At 61.8% G+C, this 16,164-nt stretch carries 18 protein-coding genes; 10 read left to right on the forward strand and 8 right to left on the reverse strand.

Annotated elements, in window-relative coordinates; all coding sequences use genetic code 11:
- Window positions 1-193: 193 nt before the first annotated feature.
- The gene (locus tag U3654_RS10565; protein ID WP_324751513.1) at window positions 194-643 is read left to right on the forward strand and encodes a GNAT family N-acetyltransferase; all 450 of its coding nucleotides are present in this window, start codon (window positions 194-196) and stop codon (window positions 641-643) included.
- Here the strand turns inward: U3654_RS10565 and U3654_RS10570 are convergent.
- Window positions 640-852: a hypothetical protein gene (locus U3654_RS10570; RefSeq protein WP_324751514.1), complete on the reverse strand. Its 213-nt coding sequence runs from the start codon at window positions 850-852 to the stop codon at window positions 640-642. The two genes, U3654_RS10565 and U3654_RS10570, sit on opposite strands and share 4 nt — an antisense overlap.
- A gap of 79 nt (window positions 853-931) precedes the next feature.
- Window positions 932-1,330 (reverse strand): hypothetical protein, encoded by a 399-nt coding sequence (locus tag U3654_RS10575; RefSeq protein WP_324751515.1) that lies wholly within the window; start codon window positions 1,328-1,330, stop codon window positions 932-934.
- 163 nt (window positions 1,331-1,493) lie between these two features.
- Between U3654_RS10575 and U3654_RS10580 the strand changes: the two genes are divergently transcribed.
- Together U3654_RS10580 and preA are read left to right on the forward strand one after the other, a co-directional pair.
- A complete protein-coding gene (locus U3654_RS10580; protein WP_324751516.1) occupies window positions 1,494-2,825 on the forward strand; it encodes an NAD(P)-dependent oxidoreductase in 1,332 nt (443 codons plus the stop codon).
- Window positions 2,826-2,849: 24 nt separating this feature from the next.
- Window positions 2,850-4,154, forward strand: a complete 1,305-nt coding sequence (gene preA, locus U3654_RS10585) for an NAD-dependent dihydropyrimidine dehydrogenase subunit PreA (RefSeq protein WP_324751517.1) — start codon at window positions 2,850-2,852, stop codon at window positions 4,152-4,154.
- Window positions 4,155-4,442: 288 nt separating this feature from the next.
- Here preA and U3654_RS10590 read toward each other — a convergent pair whose 3' ends face one another.
- The gene (locus U3654_RS10590; protein ID WP_324751518.1) at window positions 4,443-4,715 is read right to left on the reverse strand and encodes a hypothetical protein; all 273 of its coding nucleotides are present in this window, start codon (window positions 4,713-4,715) and stop codon (window positions 4,443-4,445) included.
- Between the two features lie 93 nt (window positions 4,716-4,808).
- On the reverse strand, window positions 4,809-5,441 hold the full coding sequence (locus U3654_RS10595; protein WP_324751519.1) for a TetR family transcriptional regulator C-terminal domain-containing protein: 633 nt from the start codon (window positions 5,439-5,441) through the stop codon (window positions 4,809-4,811).
- Between the two features lie 157 nt (window positions 5,442-5,598).
- On the opposite strand from U3654_RS10595, the gene U3654_RS10600 reads away from it, so the two are divergent.
- The 7 genes from U3654_RS10600 to U3654_RS10630 all read left to right on the forward strand — a co-directional run bounded on the left by U3654_RS10600 (window position 5,599) and on the right by U3654_RS10630 (window position 12,892).
- Entirely contained in the window at window positions 5,599-6,849 is a 1,251-nt protein-coding gene (locus U3654_RS10600; protein ID WP_324751520.1) for a Zn-dependent hydrolase, read from the forward strand.
- A gap of 329 nt (window positions 6,850-7,178) precedes the next feature.
- Window positions 7,179-8,642, forward strand: a complete 1,464-nt coding sequence (hydA, locus tag U3654_RS10605) for a dihydropyrimidinase (protein WP_324751521.1) — start codon at window positions 7,179-7,181, stop codon at window positions 8,640-8,642.
- Between the two features lie 6 nt (window positions 8,643-8,648).
- Entirely contained in the window at window positions 8,649-9,071 is a 423-nt protein-coding gene (locus U3654_RS10610; protein ID WP_324751522.1) for a VOC family protein, read from the forward strand.
- Window positions 9,068-9,847 (forward strand): ABC transporter ATP-binding protein, encoded by a 780-nt coding sequence (locus U3654_RS10615; protein WP_324751523.1) that lies wholly within the window; start codon window positions 9,068-9,070, stop codon window positions 9,845-9,847. The genes U3654_RS10610 and U3654_RS10615 overlap by 4 nt, the downstream gene beginning before the upstream one ends.
- Before the next feature lie 201 nt (window positions 9,848-10,048).
- Window positions 10,049-10,921 carry an ABC transporter permease gene (locus tag U3654_RS10620; protein ID WP_324751524.1) on the forward strand — a complete coding sequence of 291 codons (873 nt, stop codon included), beginning with the start codon at window positions 10,049-10,051 and terminating at the stop codon, window positions 10,919-10,921.
- Between the two features lie 104 nt (window positions 10,922-11,025).
- Window positions 11,026-11,865 carry an ABC transporter permease gene (locus U3654_RS10625; RefSeq protein WP_324755264.1) on the forward strand — a complete coding sequence of 280 codons (840 nt, stop codon included), beginning with the start codon at window positions 11,026-11,028 and terminating at the stop codon, window positions 11,863-11,865.
- 40 nt (window positions 11,866-11,905) lie between these two features.
- Entirely contained in the window at window positions 11,906-12,892 is a 987-nt protein-coding gene (locus U3654_RS10630; protein ID WP_324755265.1) for an ABC transporter substrate-binding protein, read from the forward strand.
- A 164-nt stretch (window positions 12,893-13,056) separates the two neighbouring features.
- On the opposite strand, the gene aroA is transcribed toward U3654_RS10630, so the two are convergent.
- The 4 genes from aroA to U3654_RS10650 all read right to left on the reverse strand — a co-directional run bounded on the left by aroA (window position 13,057) and on the right by U3654_RS10650 (window position 16,137).
- Complete coding sequence (gene aroA / locus U3654_RS10635) at window positions 13,057-14,406, reverse strand: 3-phosphoshikimate 1-carboxyvinyltransferase (protein WP_324751525.1); 1,350 nt, start codon at window positions 14,404-14,406, stop codon at window positions 13,057-13,059.
- Window positions 14,407-14,488: 82 nt separating this feature from the next.
- Window positions 14,489-15,325 carry a lysophospholipid acyltransferase family protein gene (locus U3654_RS10640; RefSeq protein ID WP_324755266.1) on the reverse strand — a complete coding sequence of 279 codons (837 nt, stop codon included), beginning with the start codon at window positions 15,323-15,325 and terminating at the stop codon, window positions 14,489-14,491.
- 133 nt (window positions 15,326-15,458) lie between these two features.
- Window positions 15,459-15,737 (reverse strand): HPr family phosphocarrier protein, encoded by a 279-nt coding sequence (locus U3654_RS10645; protein WP_324751526.1) that lies wholly within the window; start codon window positions 15,735-15,737, stop codon window positions 15,459-15,461.
- Between the two features lie 4 nt (window positions 15,738-15,741).
- On the reverse strand, window positions 15,742-16,137 hold the full coding sequence (locus U3654_RS10650; protein WP_324751527.1) for a PTS fructose transporter subunit IIA: 396 nt from the start codon (window positions 16,135-16,137) through the stop codon (window positions 15,742-15,744).
- Window positions 16,138-16,164 lie beyond the last annotated feature (27 nt).

Consider the following 16,164-nt stretch of genomic DNA (forward strand, 5'->3'; position numbering starts at 1 on the left):
TGTCTCGCTCCCTTAAGGTTTCGCGTGATTCCGGGTTTGGGGCAATGTGGCGGTGCTAATGGCGTCCTGTCAACGGTCAAACCCCCGTATCTGGCGGCCGCGGTGCAGTTATCCACAAGATATTGACGCGACGGAAAGGGTGCATGGGCGCGCACCCTTGACTTAGCGCGCTCTGGCGGCGCAGATCAGGCGCATGTTAATTGTTGAGCCCTGCAGCCCTCTGGACCCCGGCCCCCACGCGCTGCTGGAACAAAGCCACGCGTTGATGCAGGAGTTGTTCGAGCCCGAAGAAAACTATTTCCTCGGTTTCGAAGCGCTTTGCGCGCCGAACGTGCACTTTGTCCTCGCACGCAGTGGCACCGAAATTCTGGGTACCGGTGCGCTGGTGCAGATGGACGGGTACGGCGAGGTGAAGTCGATGTTCACCGGACCGAATGCGCGCGGACGCGGCGTAGCGGCCGCAATCCTGCGTGCGCTCGAAGATCACGCACGCGGATTGGGCCTGACTATCCTGCGACTTGAGACAGGCGAGGCGCTACTCGCTGCGATTCGCCTATACGAAAGGTACGGCTTTCGCCGCTGCGACCGGTTCGGCACCTACGAGGCGAATGACGTCAGCGTCTACATGGAAAAGGCGCTCTAGCCCTTCGGCTCTTCGGTCTTGTCCTGCTCGCCCGTTTCTTGAGCGGCCTTCTCCTGCGCGGCCTTCATGCGTGCCAGAAGTTCAGCCTTGCCGGGGCGCTTGCCCGAGCGTTTGCCGAACGGATCCTTGTCCGATCCCGGCTCGTTATGCTCTGAATGGCGCGGTGCGTTGCGGCCCATTTTGGGGGCTCCTTGTGCCTTGTAGTTCATGGCGATCATCCTTGGTGGGCGTAGCTGCCCCCTGCGCCTGCTCTTGCCCCAAAGTGGCGCGATATACAAGCGCCTCGGATTACGCGCGCACCGCCTCGCACGTCAATTCGGCCAGACCACCCACAATCTCGTAGACGTCGCAATCGTAGGTATTTCCGCGCGGCAGCGGTGCCAGCCTCTGCCCACAATCGAGTCGCGCCGTCATCAGCGCCGCGTCGCCGTCCAGCTTGCGCACACGGCAGCCCGACACCTGCTCAATCGCGGCAGTGCCCTGCGGCGCGACAGCATCAAGGCGCGGCGCCCACCTTGTATTCAGGCGCATCGCCTCGGCCTGCAGGCCATCGACGCGCACATCGAATGTGTCGCCCTGCACAGTGATGCGAACCGGCTCGACCCCGCGAAATGCCGGGCCGGGCGTATTGCACGCAACGACGAAAAGCAGAGCTGTCGCCGCAAAAAGGCGTTGGGCATATTTCATGCCCCCACTCTGGCAGGCGAAGGGTTAACAGAGGGTTACCTGGCGACAAGGAAACGCCCGCGCAGCGCTAAACAACGTCAATCACATCCAAATTTTTACCAGTTGATAAAATTTCGAAACGTGCTTTACTGGGCGTCAGCCACCCCCTTCTGAGGAGGACGCCATGACGGACACCGCACTGACCCCCGGCATCGTTGCAGGCCGACTGCCTGCCGAAGACTACGCCGAGAACTTCTCGGATCTGCACCCGAAACTGGACCGGCACGAGGCGCTGGTCGCGGCGGATCGCTGTTACTTTTGCCATGATGCGCCCTGCATCACGGCCTGCCCCACGGATATCGACATCCCGCTATTCATCCGCCAGATCGCCACCGGCACGCCCGAGGCAGCGGCAAAAACGATCCTCAGCCAGAACATCATGGGCGGCATGTGTGCCCGCGTCTGCCCGACCGAAACGCTTTGCGAAGAGGTCTGTGTGCGCGAGGTGGCCGAGGGCAAGCCGGTGCTGATCGGCCAGCTTCAACGCTACGCCACCGACACGTTGATGGAGGCCGGCGTGCATCCGTTCACACGCGCCGAGCCAACGGGCAAGCGTGTAGCGGTCGTCGGCGCCGGACCTGCGGGCCTTTCCTGCGCGCACCGACTGGCGATGCTGGGGCATGACGTGACCGTCTATGATGCCCGGCCCAAGCCCGGCGGGCTGAACGAATACGGTATCGCCAGTTACAAGACGCCCGATGACTTCGCCGCGCGCGAGGTGGAGTGGCTGCTGCAGATCGGTGGAATCACGATTAAGACGGGCCAAAGCCTGGGTGACACGCTGACACTAGACCAGCTGAAATCCGATCATGACACCGTCTTTCTTGGCATCGGTCTGGGCGGCGTCAACGCGCTGGGGCTGGACGGCGAGGACAAGGATGGGGTGCGCGACGCGGTCGATTTCATCGCCGATCTGCGACAGGCCAGCGATGTGGCAGCCCTGCCCATAGGGCGCGATGTGGTGGTGATTGGCGGCGGAATGACCGCCGTGGATGCGGCCGTGCAGGCCAAGCTGCTAGGCGCGCTGAACGTCACGCTGGTTTACCGGCGCGGGCGCGAGCGGATGAATGCAAGCGCGTTTGAGCAGGATCTGGCCGCGTCCTCGGGCGTGCGGATCATAACCAACGCCAGCCCCCGCTGTGTGATCGGTAATGGTGCCGTGCGGGAGGTCGAGTTTGAGTATACCGATGATGACCTGCAGCCTACAGGTCAGACATTTCGCCTCGCTGCCGATCAGGTATTCCGCGCCATCGGCCAGACGCTCGAAGGCGCCAGCCTTCCCGATCTGGACGGGCGCAAGATTGCTGTCACCAGCGTTGGTCGCACGTCGATTCCGGGCGTTTGGGCGGGTGGCGATTGCGCGGCGGGCGGCGACGACCTGACCGTGACCGCAGTGGCCGAAGGCCGCGACGCCGCGATGGACATTCACGCCAGCCTGATGGCGCAGCAGGGCTGAACAGCCTGCGAAGGGAGCAAACACATGGCAGACCTCACCAGCGACTTTATCGGGATCAAATCCCCAAATCCCTTCTGGCTAGCTTCGGCGCCGCCGACGGACAAGGAATACAACGTCCGCCGCGCGTTTGAGGCGGGCTGGGGCGGCGCGGTATGGAAGACGCTGGGCGAGGCAGGCCCGCCGGTAGTCAATGTCAACGGCCCGCGCTACGGCGCGATCTACGGCGCAGACAGACGCCTGCTGGGCCTCAACAATATCGAGCTGATCACCGATCGCCCGCTGGAGGTGAACCTCGAGGAAATGAAGCGCGTCAAGCGCGACTATCCGGATCACGCGCTGATCGCATCGCTGATGGTGCCCATGAACGAGGACGCGTGGCAGGAGATCCTGCGCCGCGTCGAGGATACCGGCTGCGACGGGGTCGAGCTGAACTTCGGTTGCCCGCACGGGATGAGCGAGCGCGGCATGGGCAGCGCCATGGGACAGGTTCCCGAATATGTCGGACAAGTCGCGCATTGGTGCAAGAAGCACAGCGATCTGCCGGTAATCGTCAAGCTGACGCCGAACATCACCGACATCCGCAAGCCCGCGCAGGCGGCGATGGAGGGGGGCGCGGATGCCGTCAGCCTCATCAATACGATCAACTCGATCACCTCGGTCGATCTGGACCTCTTTGCGCCGGAACCCACAATCGACGGGCAAGGCGCGCATGGCGGTTATTGCGGCCCGGCGGTGAAACCCATCGCGCTGAACATGGTCGCCGAGATCGCCCGCGATCCGGCCACGCGCGGCCTGCCGATCAGTGGCATCGGCGGCATCACCACATGGCGCGATGCGGCCGAATTCATGGCACTGGGGGCCGGGAACGTGCAAGTCTGCACAGCCGCGATGACCTACGGCTTCAAGATAGTGGAGGAGATGATCTCGGGTCTTAGCCAGTGGATGGACGAAAAGGGGATGACCAGCACCGCCGAAATCGTTGGGCGCGCAGTGCCAAATACCGTCAACTGGCAGGATTTGAACCTCAATTACGTCGCCAAGGCGGTCATCAATCAGGACGAGTGCATCAAATGCGGCCGCTGCTATGCGGCCTGCGAGGATACGTCGCATCAGGCGATTTCAATGTCTGCGGACCGCGTGTTCGAAGTGATCGATGCCGAATGCGTCGCCTGCAATCTCTGCGTCAACGTCTGCCCCGTCGAAGGCTGCATCACGATGGAGCAAATGATGCCGGGTCAGACCGATCCGCGCACTGGCAAGGTGGTCGAGGCGGAGTACGCAAATTGGACGACCCACCCCAACAATCCGGGAAAATGCGCAGCAGAATAGTGGGATTTTTCGCAGAAATATCTGCCCAGAGAAAATTCGCGAGTATTTTTAGAACAAAAGTTGGGCCTGCCTGCCGGGGCAGATGACCACAAGCTGATCGCCACAGCGTATCAGGGCAAACGTCGCGTCCACGCTGTCGTCGTAAATCTGTCCCGCTCGACCTAGCGGTCCACCACTTTAGATACGGTCGCATCGAGCCACCGGATCGTCCGGCCAGAAATCAGGATTCCAATTCAGCGTCACCTTCTGCATGGCGACCAGCCTGCCAAGCTGTTGCAAATGGACGGGTTAACACCTGCGCTCATGTTTGACGCCGCCCCGACGCTTGCCCAGATCCTCCCACGCCTCAGCGCCGCTCGTGTCGATAACCCGCGCGCCGTCTCCGCCCGGCTCGTCATCGCCCAAGAGCTGCCCCGACACCGCCTGCGCCCGTGGCCGCACTCCAAAACCGCTCGCCACGCGAACCGCGCGCAACATTTGATCTGTGCGCAACCGCGCCAAGGTTTCATCGTCATGCCCGGCACCCTCAGCGCCAAGTTCCCGATATAAAAACTCCACCATGAAGCCCTCACCAAAGGCCCGCCACCCGCATGCACTCTACCCCGTTTCCGGCCTTGGGCCCAAGCGCCATCGCGACAGAGGATTAACGCGGTCCTAACCCTCGCCCGGCGTCAGCGCCTTGCGGTAGAGTTCGACCAGATAGGGGCCTGCACCCTCACGCGCTGGCGCGCCCGGCATCAGCACGCTGATCTGCGCCTCGAAATCGGCGTAATGTTGCGTCGTCGCCCAGATCGAAAAGATCAAATGCCGCGCATCTGACACAGCAATCGCGCCTGCGTCCATCCAGCCCTCTATCAACGCCACGGCGTCGTCAAAGAGCGGCTTCAGATCGCCCTCCAGCAACGGCGCGATACGCGGTGCGCCCTGCAAAATCTCGTTGGCGAACAGGCGGCTTTCGCGGGGGAACGCCTCGCTCATCTCCAGCTTGCGTCGTACATAGGTTAATATCTCGTCCAGCGGCGCACCATGCGGATCAAGCCGGCGCAAAGGGTCCAGCCAGCGGTCCATCAGGGTGTGCAACAGCGTGACATGGATCTCTTCCTTGCCCGCGAAATAATACAGCAGGTTCGGCTTGCTCAGGCCCGCCTGCTCGGCGATCTGGTCCAGCGTCGCGCCGCGATAGCCATGCTGCGAAAACACGTCCAGCGCGGCCTCGAGAATACGCTTGCGATTACGCCGCTGGATTCGGCTGGGCGCGGGATCTGCGGGTGCCTTGGTATCGCTCATCTTGCCCCTTTCGCATCCATGTGCCACGGCGCAACCTATCGCCAGCGCGCCAATGGCCCAACACAATTCTTGACAGGCACGGCGCGCTCCGCAATCGTTTACTTGACCAAATGGTAAAAATGCGACCCCGCGTCATAACGCAAGGAAGGCGATTTCAATGTCAGCACCCGGACAAAACCTCAGGATAGACGGCCAGCGCCTTTGGGACAGCCTGATGGAGATGGCCAAAATCGGCCCCGGCGTGGCTGGTGGTAACAATCGCCAGACCTTAACCGATTCCGATGCCGAGGGCCGCGCCCTGTTCCAGAAATGGTGCGAGGACGCCGGCGCCACCATGGGCCTCGACACGATGGGCAACATGTTCGCGCGTCGCGACGGGACCGACCCCGATGCCCTGCCCGTCTACGTCGGCTCGCATCTGGATACGCAGCCGACGGGCGGCAAGTATGACGGCGTCCTTGGCGTTCTGGCCGGGCTAGAGCTGATCCGTACGCTGAACGACCTCGATATCAAGACCAAGCACCCCATCGTCGTCACCAACTGGACCAACGAGGAGGGCACGCGGTTCGCCCCTGCCATGCTATCCTCGGGCGTGTTCGCAGGCCTCTTCGATCAGGATTTCGCCTATTCGCGCAAGGATGCCGAGGGCAAAACCTTTGGCGATGAGCTAAAGCGCATCGGCTGGAAGGGCGACGAGCCTGTGGGCGAGCGCAAGATGCACGCGTTCTTTGAGCTGCACATCGAACAAGGCCCGATCCTTGAGGCCGAGGGCAAGGATATCGGCGTGGTAACGCACGGTCAGGGCCTTGACTGGACCGAACTCACGATCACGGGCAAGGACGCGCATACCGGTTCGACCCCCATGCCGATGCGGCGCAACGCGGGCCTTGGCATGGCGCGCGTGCTGGAGAAGGTAAACGAGATCGCCCTCGCGCACGCGCCAAATGCCGTGGGCGCAGTCGGCGCGTTGCAGGTATTCCCCAACTCGCGCAACGTCATCCCTGGCAAGGCGGTCTTCACCGTCGATTTCCGCTCGCCCGATATCAATAAGCTGGCGGAAATGGTCGGCCAGATGAAGGAAGCCGCGCAAAAGATCTGCGACGATATGGAATTGCAGGTCGAGTTCGAAAAGGTCGGCGGTTTCGATCCGGTCGAATTCGACGAGGGCTGCGTGACTGCGATCCGATCCGCCGCCGAGCGGCTGGGGTATTCGCATAAGGATATAATTTCCGGCGCGGGTCACGATGCCTGCTGGATCAATCAGGTTGCCCCCACCGCGATGGTGATGTGCCCCTGCGTGGACGGTCTGTCGCACAATGAGGCGGAGGAAATCACGCTGGAATGGGCGCGCGCCGGGGCGGACGTTCTGCTGCACGCGGTGGTGGAAACGGCGGGGATTGAGGGTTGAAAGGTGTCTTGACCAGCGCTCTATTCACCTTTCTGCTGACAGGCCTTGCTATGGCGAACCCATTTGACAGTCTCCCTACAATTCCTTGTGGTTTCCAAACGGAGCGTGATGCGGATTACGTAGGCTCTGATTCTGTTGCCCTATGGCTGCATGGCTATGCGGCCGGTGTCATTATGACAGATCCCGACTTAGCTGACACAGTCGGAGCCGACGTAGCCAATTTGAGCCACGTGGTGCGCGAGATTTGCGACGACAGTCCAGATGCGGAAATCAGCAGCAGCGTCCTAAACCGACTTTATGAAACGATGGATTGAGATGGGAGAAAACCAATGACCACCAAAGTCATCAAGGGCGGCACCGTCTGCACCGCCGACCGCACGTGGAAAGCGGACGTCCTGATCGAAGGCGAGACGATCAAACAGATCGGCGAAGATCTCAAGGGCGACGAGTATATCGACGCCTCAGGCGCCTATGTCATCCCCGGCGGCATCGACCCGCACACGCATCTGGAAATGCCCTTCATGGGCACCACGGCGGCGGAAACCTTCGAGACCGGCACATGGGCTGCGGCCTGCGGCGGCACTACGATGCTGGTCGATTTCTGCTTGCCCGGCGCCGATGGCAGCATCAAGAACGCGATCAATGAATGGCACCGCAAATCCGCGCCGCAGATTTGCAGCGATATCGGCTATCACATGGCGATCACCGGCTGGAATGAGAACGTTTTCAATGAGATGCAGGACGCCGTCGACATGGGCGTCAATTCCTTCAAGCATTTCATGGCCTACAAAGGCGCGCTGATGATTGAGGACGACGAGATGTTCGCCTCGTTCAAGCGCTGCGCCGAACTGGGCGCGCTGCCGATGGTCCATGCTGAAAACGGCGATCTGGTTGCTGAAATGCAGCAGAAATACTTTGACCAAGGCATCACCGGCCCCGAAGGCCACGCCTATTCCCGCCCCCCCGAGTTCGAGGGCGAGGCGGCGAACCGCGCGATATGTATCGCCGACGCGGCGGGCGTGCCGCTCTATATCGTGCATGTCAGTTGCGAACAGGCACACGAGGCGATCCGTCGCGCACGCCAGAAGGGGATGCGCGTTTACGGCGAGCCGCTGGTGCAGTTTCTGACGCTGGACGAGTCCGAGTATTTCAACAAGGATTGGGACCATGCCGCGCGCCGCGTCATGTCGCCCCCGTTCCGCTCCAAAGAGCATCAGAATGGACTCTGGGCAGGCCTTCAGGCTGGATCGCTACAAGTCGTCGCGACCGATCACGCCGCTTTTTCGACCGAGCAAAAACGCGCTGGTCGCGATGATTTCCGCATCATCCCCAACGGCTCGAACGGGCTGGAGGAGCGGCTGCCGGTGCTTTGGACAACCGGCGTCGAAACCGGACGCCTGACGCCGAACGAATTCGTCGCAGTCACATCAACAAACGTCGCCAAGATACTGAATATCTACCCGAAAAAAGGCGCCATAGTTGAGGGCGCCGACGCCGACATTACGGTATGGGATCCCAAGATCACCAAGACGATCAGCCCGACCAATCACCATTCGATCCTCGATTACAACGTTTTCGAGGGGTTCGAAGTCACGGCAAACAGCCGCTACACGATCTCGCGCGGCGAGGTTATCTGGGCCTGGGGCCAGAATTCGCAGCCCCAACCGGGCCGTGGCCGGTTCGTGCCACGCCCCGCCTTTCCATCCGCGCATACAGCCCTCAGCAAGTGGAAGGCGCTGACCGCGCCCAAAATGATTAAGCGCGATCCGTTGAACATCCCGGCGGGGATCTAAATCGACATGCCTGGCAGACCCCACGCCCCTCGATCCGTCCTAGAGACGGCCCTCTACGCGTCGGATCTGGACGCAGCGGCGGCCTTCTACAGGGATGTGGTCGGCCTAAAGGAGGACAGCCGCGTGCCCAATAGACACATCTTCCTGCGCTGCGAGACGTCGATGGTGCTATTGTTCAACCCCGAGGCAACAGGCGAGAGCAGCGGTAAACTGCCTGTCCCTCCGCATGGCGCAACAGGTGCGGGCCACGTCTGCTTTTGCGCCGCGCCGGGCGAAATGGACGCATGGGCCGCGCATCTGGTGGCCGAGGGCGTCGAGATTGAAACGGATTTCTATTGGCCCGGCGGTGCGCGTTCGATCTACGTGCGCGACCCGGCAGGCAATTCCGTCGAATTCGCCGAAGCAAAACTGTGGGGGTTCGACGCGTGAGCGATACGATCATCTCAGCCAAGAACCTCAGCCTGACCTTCCAGACCAACGATGGTCCGGTACATGCGCTCAAAGACGTGTCGCTGGCCGTGAAACGCGGCGAATTCGTCAGCTTCATCGGTCCCTCGGGCTGCGGCAAGACGACGTTCCTACGGGTCATGGCAGATCTTGAGCAGCAGACAGCGGGCACCATTACTATCAACGGCACCTCCCCCGAAGAGGCACGCCGCGCCCGCGCCTACGGCTATGTGTTTCAGGCTGCGGGCCTCTATCCGTGGCGCACTATCGACGGCAACATTCGTCTGCCGCTGGAAATCATGGGGTATTCCAAGGCCGAACGGGCGCGACGCGTCGCCGAAGTTCTGGAACTGGTCGAGCTTGCCGGGTTCGAAAAGAAATTCCCATGGCAGCTATCCGGCGGAATGCAGCAACGCGCCTCGATCGCGCGCGCCTTGGCCTTCGACGCCGACATTCTGCTGATGGACGAGCCATTCGGCGCACTGGATGAGATCGTGCGGGATCATCTGAACGAGCAGCTGTTGCAACTATTGGACCGCACCGGCAAGACCATCTGCTTTGTCACCCATTCGATCCCCGAAGCGGTCTATCTCAGCACGCGCATCGTTGTCATGTCACCCCGGCCGGGCCGCATCGCCGATATCATCGACAGCCCCCTGCCCCGGCATCGCCCTCTCGACATCCGCGATACACCCGAATTCATCGACGTCGCCCACCGCGTCCGCGAAGGACTGCGTGCGGGGTACGACCATGAGTGAGCGGCGAGAAACATTGAATGCCCCCACCCTTTCAATCAGGCGGGGAACTTTCATCGTTCACGGTCATCGGCTCTCCAGCCTGTACCGTGTGACCAGTAGGCCACTTGAATCTTTCGTTGTTCTTAAAATACTCAAAACAATCTGGCGAAAGCGGGCGTGCCAGCCGAGTATTTTTGGAACAATGAAAGGCGGAGTGGCCGGATGAGAAACGTCCTGCCCATCCTCACCGTCGTCGTGGCCATCCTCGCATTTTGGTACATTGCCGCGATTCCGCTGAACGCGCATTGGGCTTATGACAAGGCCAAGCGGGCAGACGTCCAGCTAAGCGCGACCCAGCTTGTGGCCGATACCTGGAGCCAGAAAAAGCCGAAGCTGCCGGTACCTCATCAGGTCGCGTCCGAGATGTGGGACACGACTGGCGCCATGGTCCTGAAGGGGCGCGGGTTTTCCAAGCGCTCGCTGATCTATCACAGCTGGGTTACATTCAGCGCGACCATTCTCGGCTTTGCCCTCGGCACTGCTTTGGGAATCGCGCTGGCGGTGGGGATTGTTCACAATCGGACGATGGACATGAGCGTCATGCCGTGGGTCATCGCCAGTCAAACGGTGCCGATCATCGCGATCGCACCGATGATCATCGTAGTGCTGAACGCGGTGGGCATATCGGGCCTGCTGCCCAAGGCGATGATCTCGATGTATCTGTCGTTCTTTCCGGTCGTCGTGGGCATGGTCAAAGGGTTGCGCAGCCCCGACGCGATGCAACTGGATCAGATGCGTACATGGAACGCCAGTAAGGCTCAGACGTTCTGGCGTCTGCGGCTGCCATCGTCGATGCCCTACCTCTTTGCCTCGCTAAAGGTCGCAATGGCAGCCAGCCTGGTCGGCGCGATCATCGGCGAGCTGCCGACAGGCGCGGTAGCGGGCTTGGGCGCGCGCCTCTTGGCTGGAAGCTACTACGGCCAGACGATCCAGATCTGGAGCGCGCTGTTGATGGCCGCTGTTCTGGCCGCCACGCTGGTCGGGATAATCGGCATCTTGCAGCGCGTCACACTGCGCCGCATGGGGATGACGTGATGGCTGATCGCGAACTTGAGATGGACGGCACGGCGTCGATGTTGAGCGGCGTCAAGGGCTTGGTGATCCTGCTGGTCACGCTCGCCGCTGCCGCTGCGATCAGCATGAACCTCGCGCTGCTGCTCGCCATCTGGATAATCGCGTGGCGCATAAACGTCTGGCTTTCCGGTTTCACAACGCGCGCGGCGCGGCTGGCGGTGCCGGTGATCTTTGGCGCAACGATCCTCGTGCTGTGGGAGGTGGCGGTCAACGCATTCGCTATCAGCCCGATCCTCTTGCCCCCTCCTTCGGCAATCGCCGCGACCTTTGCAGCGTCGACAGGGCTGCTATGGCAGGACTTCGTGCAGACGGCGGTCAAGGGGGCGATGACGGGTTACCTGATCGGTTGCGCCAGCGCGGTCGCCATCGCCGTCGCGATTGATCGCTTTCCATTCCTTCAGCGGGGTCTGTTGCCCGTTGGCAATTTCGCGGCCGCCCTACCGATCATCGGCCTCGCGCCGATCCTGGTGATGTGGTTCGGCTTTGACTGGCAATCCAAGGCGGCAGTGGTTGTCGTGATGGTTTTCTTTCCGATGCTGGTGAACACCTCGCAGGGATTGCAGGAAGCCAGCGAAATGCAGCGCGATCTAATGCGCACTTATGGCGCCAGCTATTGGCAGACATTGGTTAAGCTGCGCCTACCCGCCGCGTTGCCTTTCATCTTTAACGGGCTCAAGATCGCGACGACGCTGGCTCTGATCGGTGCTATCGTGGCCGAATTCTTTGGCTCGCCCACGCGGGGGATGGGGTTTCGCATCTCGATCTCGGTGGGCCAACTGGCCATGGATCTGGTCTGGGCCGAGATCGTCGTGGCCGCGCTGGCCGGATCGGCCTTTTACGGCGCTATCGCGCTGGCCGAGCGGGCACTGACCTTTTGGCACCCGTCGCAGCGGAGCCGATCATGAAACGAAAAATCAACAACAGGGGAAACCAACCATGAAAAACATGAAAACCACATTCGGCCTTGCCGGCCTCGCACTGATGGGCGCGGGCGCCGCGCAGGCGGCGGATAACGTCACGTTGCAACTGAAATGGGTCACGCAGGCGCAATTCGCCGGATATTACGTAGCGCAGGATCAGGGATTCTACGACGGAGAGAACCTGAACGTCACGATCAAGCCAGGTGGGCCAGACATCGCCCCCGCTCAGGTTATCGCTGGCGGCGGCGCTGACGTGGTCGTCGATTGGATGCCCTCGGCCATGGCAAGCCGCGAAAAGGGGCTGGATCTGGTGAACATCGCCCAGCCATTTAAATCGTCGGGCATGATGCTGACCTGCCGTAAGGATACCGGCGTCGAGACGCCAGAGGATTTCCCCGGCAAGACGTTGGGCGTCTGGTTCAGCGGCAATGAATACCCGTTCCTCAGCTGGATGAATAAACTGGGCCTTGCGACGGATGGCTCGGATGGCGGCGTGACCGTTCTCAAGCAGGGCTTTAACGTCGATCCGTTACTGCAAGGGCAGGCCGCCTGCATTTCGACCATGACCTATAACGAGTATGGTCAAGTGCTGGACGCGGGCCTTACCCCCGAAGAGCTGGTCGTCTTCAAGTACGAGGATCAGGGCGTCTCGACGCTGGAGGATGGACTATATGTGCTGGGGGAAAACCTCGAAGACCCGGACTTCGTTGACCGCATGGCCCGCTTTGTGCGCGCCTCGATGAAAGGCTGGAAATGGGCCGAGGAAAACCCCGAAGAGGCCGCGTTAATCGTGCTGGATAACGATGCCAGCGGCGCGCAAACCGAAGAACATCAGGTGCGCATGATGAAGGAAGTCGCCAAGCTGACGGCCGGTAGCGACGGCGCGCTGGACCCTACCGATTTCCAGCGGACGATTTCTTCGTTGCTCTCAGGCGGCTCCGACCCCGTCATTACCAAAGATCCAGGCGACGCTGCTTGGACCCACGCGGTGACAGACAAGGCACTGAACTAAGCCTTTGCCACACCTGAATGGGGGCGCGTCCAGTGATGGACGCGCCCCTTTTTTTATGCCCACGGCATACGGTAAATGTGGAAGTCTTCGCAAAAGGGTAATTTCAGCCATTAGAGGCAGCAGCGCGCGTCCATTCTTTCACCGTTCTCAAAATACTCAAAGCCTCAGGCGCCACGGCTGATATTTGCACCGAGGCCCGCCATCAACGGCTCAAAAATCGGGAAGGATGTAGCGATCGGGCCGCCGTCATCGACGCCGACATCTGCATTTGCAGCCATGCCAAGGATGAGAAACGACATTGCGATGCGGTGGTCAAGATGGCTGGCGCAGGTCGCGCCGCCCGGCACCGCGCCGTGACCGCGTCCATGGACAATCCACCAATCCTCGCCCTCTTCGACCTCGACCCCGTTGGCGCGCAAGCCGGTGGCCATCGCGTCGATTCGGTCGGATTCCTTGACCCTCAATTCGGCGACGCCGCGCATAATTGTCGCGCCCGTCGCGAAGGCGGCGACGACGGACAGAATTGGGTATTCGTCGATCATCGACGCGGCGCGGGCCGGGTCCACCTCGATCCCCTTTAGGTCCTGCGAGAATCTGGCGCGCAGGTCGGCCACAGGCTCGCCGCCCTCAAGCCGCTCGTTCTCATAGCTGAGATCGGCGCCCATTTCACGCAGCGTAGTAAAGAGGCCGGCGCGCGTGGGATTCAGACCGATATTCGGCACCAACACGTCCGAGCCGGGCACGATCAACGCGGCGCAGACCGCAAACGCCGCCGAACTGGGATCGCGCGGCACAGTGATGGTTTGAGGCGTCAATTCCGGCTGGCCCGTCAGGGTGATGACGCGGCCCTCATCCGTGTCCTCGCTGGTGACGACCGCACCAAAGCCTGCCAGCATCCGCTCGCTATGGTCGCGTGTCGCCTCACGTTCGATCACCACGGTCTGGCCGGGGGCATTGAGGCCCGCCAGCAAAACCGCGGATTTCACCTGCGCCGAAGGGACCGGCACGGTGTAGCGAACCGGCACAGGATCCCTCGCGCCAACGATGGTCATAGGCAGGCGCCCGCCCACGCGACCCACCGTCTGCGCGCCGAACAACGCCAGCGGGTCGGTCACACGCGCCATGGGACGCATATTCAGCGAGGCATCGCCGGTGAAGGTCACAGTGATCGGCGACGTGGCCATCGCGCCCATGATCAGGCGCACGCCGGTGCCGGAATTGCCGCAGTCAATGACATTTTCGGGTTCGGCAAAGCCACCGACGCCGACGCCATGCACGGACCAAGCGCCGCCGCCATGGTCCGTCACCTCGGCACCAAAGGCACGCATGGCGCGCGCTGTGTCCAGCACATCCTCGCCCTCCAGCAGGCCGGTGATGCGCGTCTCGCCCACCGCCATTGCGCCCAGAATCAGTGCGCGATGCGAGATGGATTTATCACCCGGCACGTTCGCGGTGCCGGTCAGCGGGCCGCATTTGGCCGAACTCATTGGGATGGGATTGCCGTGGCCGGACATGGGCGCGCCTTCGTCGATGTTTCGTCGCGGCACTGATACCGCAACCGGGCGCGCGGGTCCATCGCGGCTATTCGCGCGGGCCTCAGCCCTTGTCGCCAAGCGACAAGGTATGCACGCGCAGCCATGTCATGAAGCCGCGCGGGTCGCTCTCTAGCATCTTCATGCGCTCGTCGCTAACGGGCGCACCGACGACCGGCTTCTGCGGGCGATTACAACTGTGCACGACCTCATGCAGCAGCAACCCTTGCCGTAGCGTAGACGACAGGCGGTTGGCGATCTGATACCACCGACTGTTGGAACCGGGAAAATAAATCGGCACCACCTTGGCGCCCGAACGTCGGATCATCTGCGCGGTAAAGACGTTCCACTCCCGCTCGACAGTCGGGCCGAACATCGTATCCGACGACGCCACCACGCCCGAGGGAAAGACGCTGATCAGCCCGCCCTCCTTCAGATGGGCCATCGCCTTGGCCCGCATCTCGACCGATTTGCGCTGTGCGTCAGGCTCGTGCGGAAACGGCACCGGGATCATATAGCTGGCCGCTACCTCGTCGATGCCAGTTAGCAGCGCGCGGGTCAGGATCTTGTAGTCGGTTCGGCGCCGGCCGATCAGATCGGCCAGGATCATGCCATCGACCAGACCGTGAGGATGGTTGGCGACCGCCACGACCGGGCCATCCACCGGAATGTTGCTTAACTCGTCCTCGGGCGTCAGCAGATCAATGCCCATCGTGTCGAGTGAGGCACGCCAGAAGGGCTGGCCGGTGGGCGCGCCGCGCCGCTCGAAATCGCGGATCATGCGGATGATCGACAGCTTGCCTGTCATCCATTCGATCCCCCGAATGATGGCCGCAGTCAGCGGCGCGTCGAACGAATTGGAATACGTCAGGCTGCGCCGGTCATATTTGGGAAAGGTCATGGTCTGACTCGCAGGCGTGCCGTGATCGGGCCCCTCCGCGCCGATACGGTCGGATAGCTGATCGCCCTCATCGCGTTGCTCGATTGCCAACTTGGACCGTTCCAATCCGTAGCTCAGCGCGCGTGCGGGCGCGCTACATGTCTTCGCCGAACCTGGCCGCGACAAGGGCGGCCATGGCATCGGCCAGCGCCTCGGCGTCGGGGCCGCGCGTTTCGACGTCAATAGTGGTTCCCATCGCGGCTGCCAACATCAAAAGGCCCATGATGCTGTCGCCGCTGGCCGACTGCCCATCATGCGAGACTTCGGCGGTCGCGTCGAACCCCTCGACCACCTCAACCAGCTTGGCCGAGGCGCGTGCGTGCAGGCCCTTGACGTTCACGATCTTCAACTTGCGCGTCACAGTTGCGGACATAAGTTCAATCTTCCACTGAAATGTTCTGGCTGTCGGTATATTTGCGCGCGGCGTAAAGAGCTTCGCGCACCGCGTCGGGCAGCGCCTTGTCCCGGCTTTTCGCCAGCTTGATCAGCATCGGCAGGTTCGCACCATAGAGCATCCGGCGATCTCCGGTGCGGCAGGCCGGCAACGAAAGGTTCGACGGCGATCCGCCGAACATGTCGGTCACCACCGCGACGCCTGATCCACGATCAACGTCATGGGCGGCCTGCGTGATCTCGGCCGCCTTGGCCTCGCGGTCATCGCCGCTGTCGACCGAAATGGCGCGGATGCCCTGCTGCGGCCCGACGACATGTTCGACCGCGGCCAGATACTCGCGTGCAAGGCCCCCGTGGGCGACTATGACGATCCCGATCAACGCCTTGAATTCCTTATCTTCCGGTGC

This window comes from Roseovarius sp. Pro17 (genome assembly GCF_035599575.1).
In the GTDB taxonomy this organism is placed as follows: domain Bacteria; phylum Pseudomonadota; class Alphaproteobacteria; order Rhodobacterales; family Rhodobacteraceae; genus Roseovarius.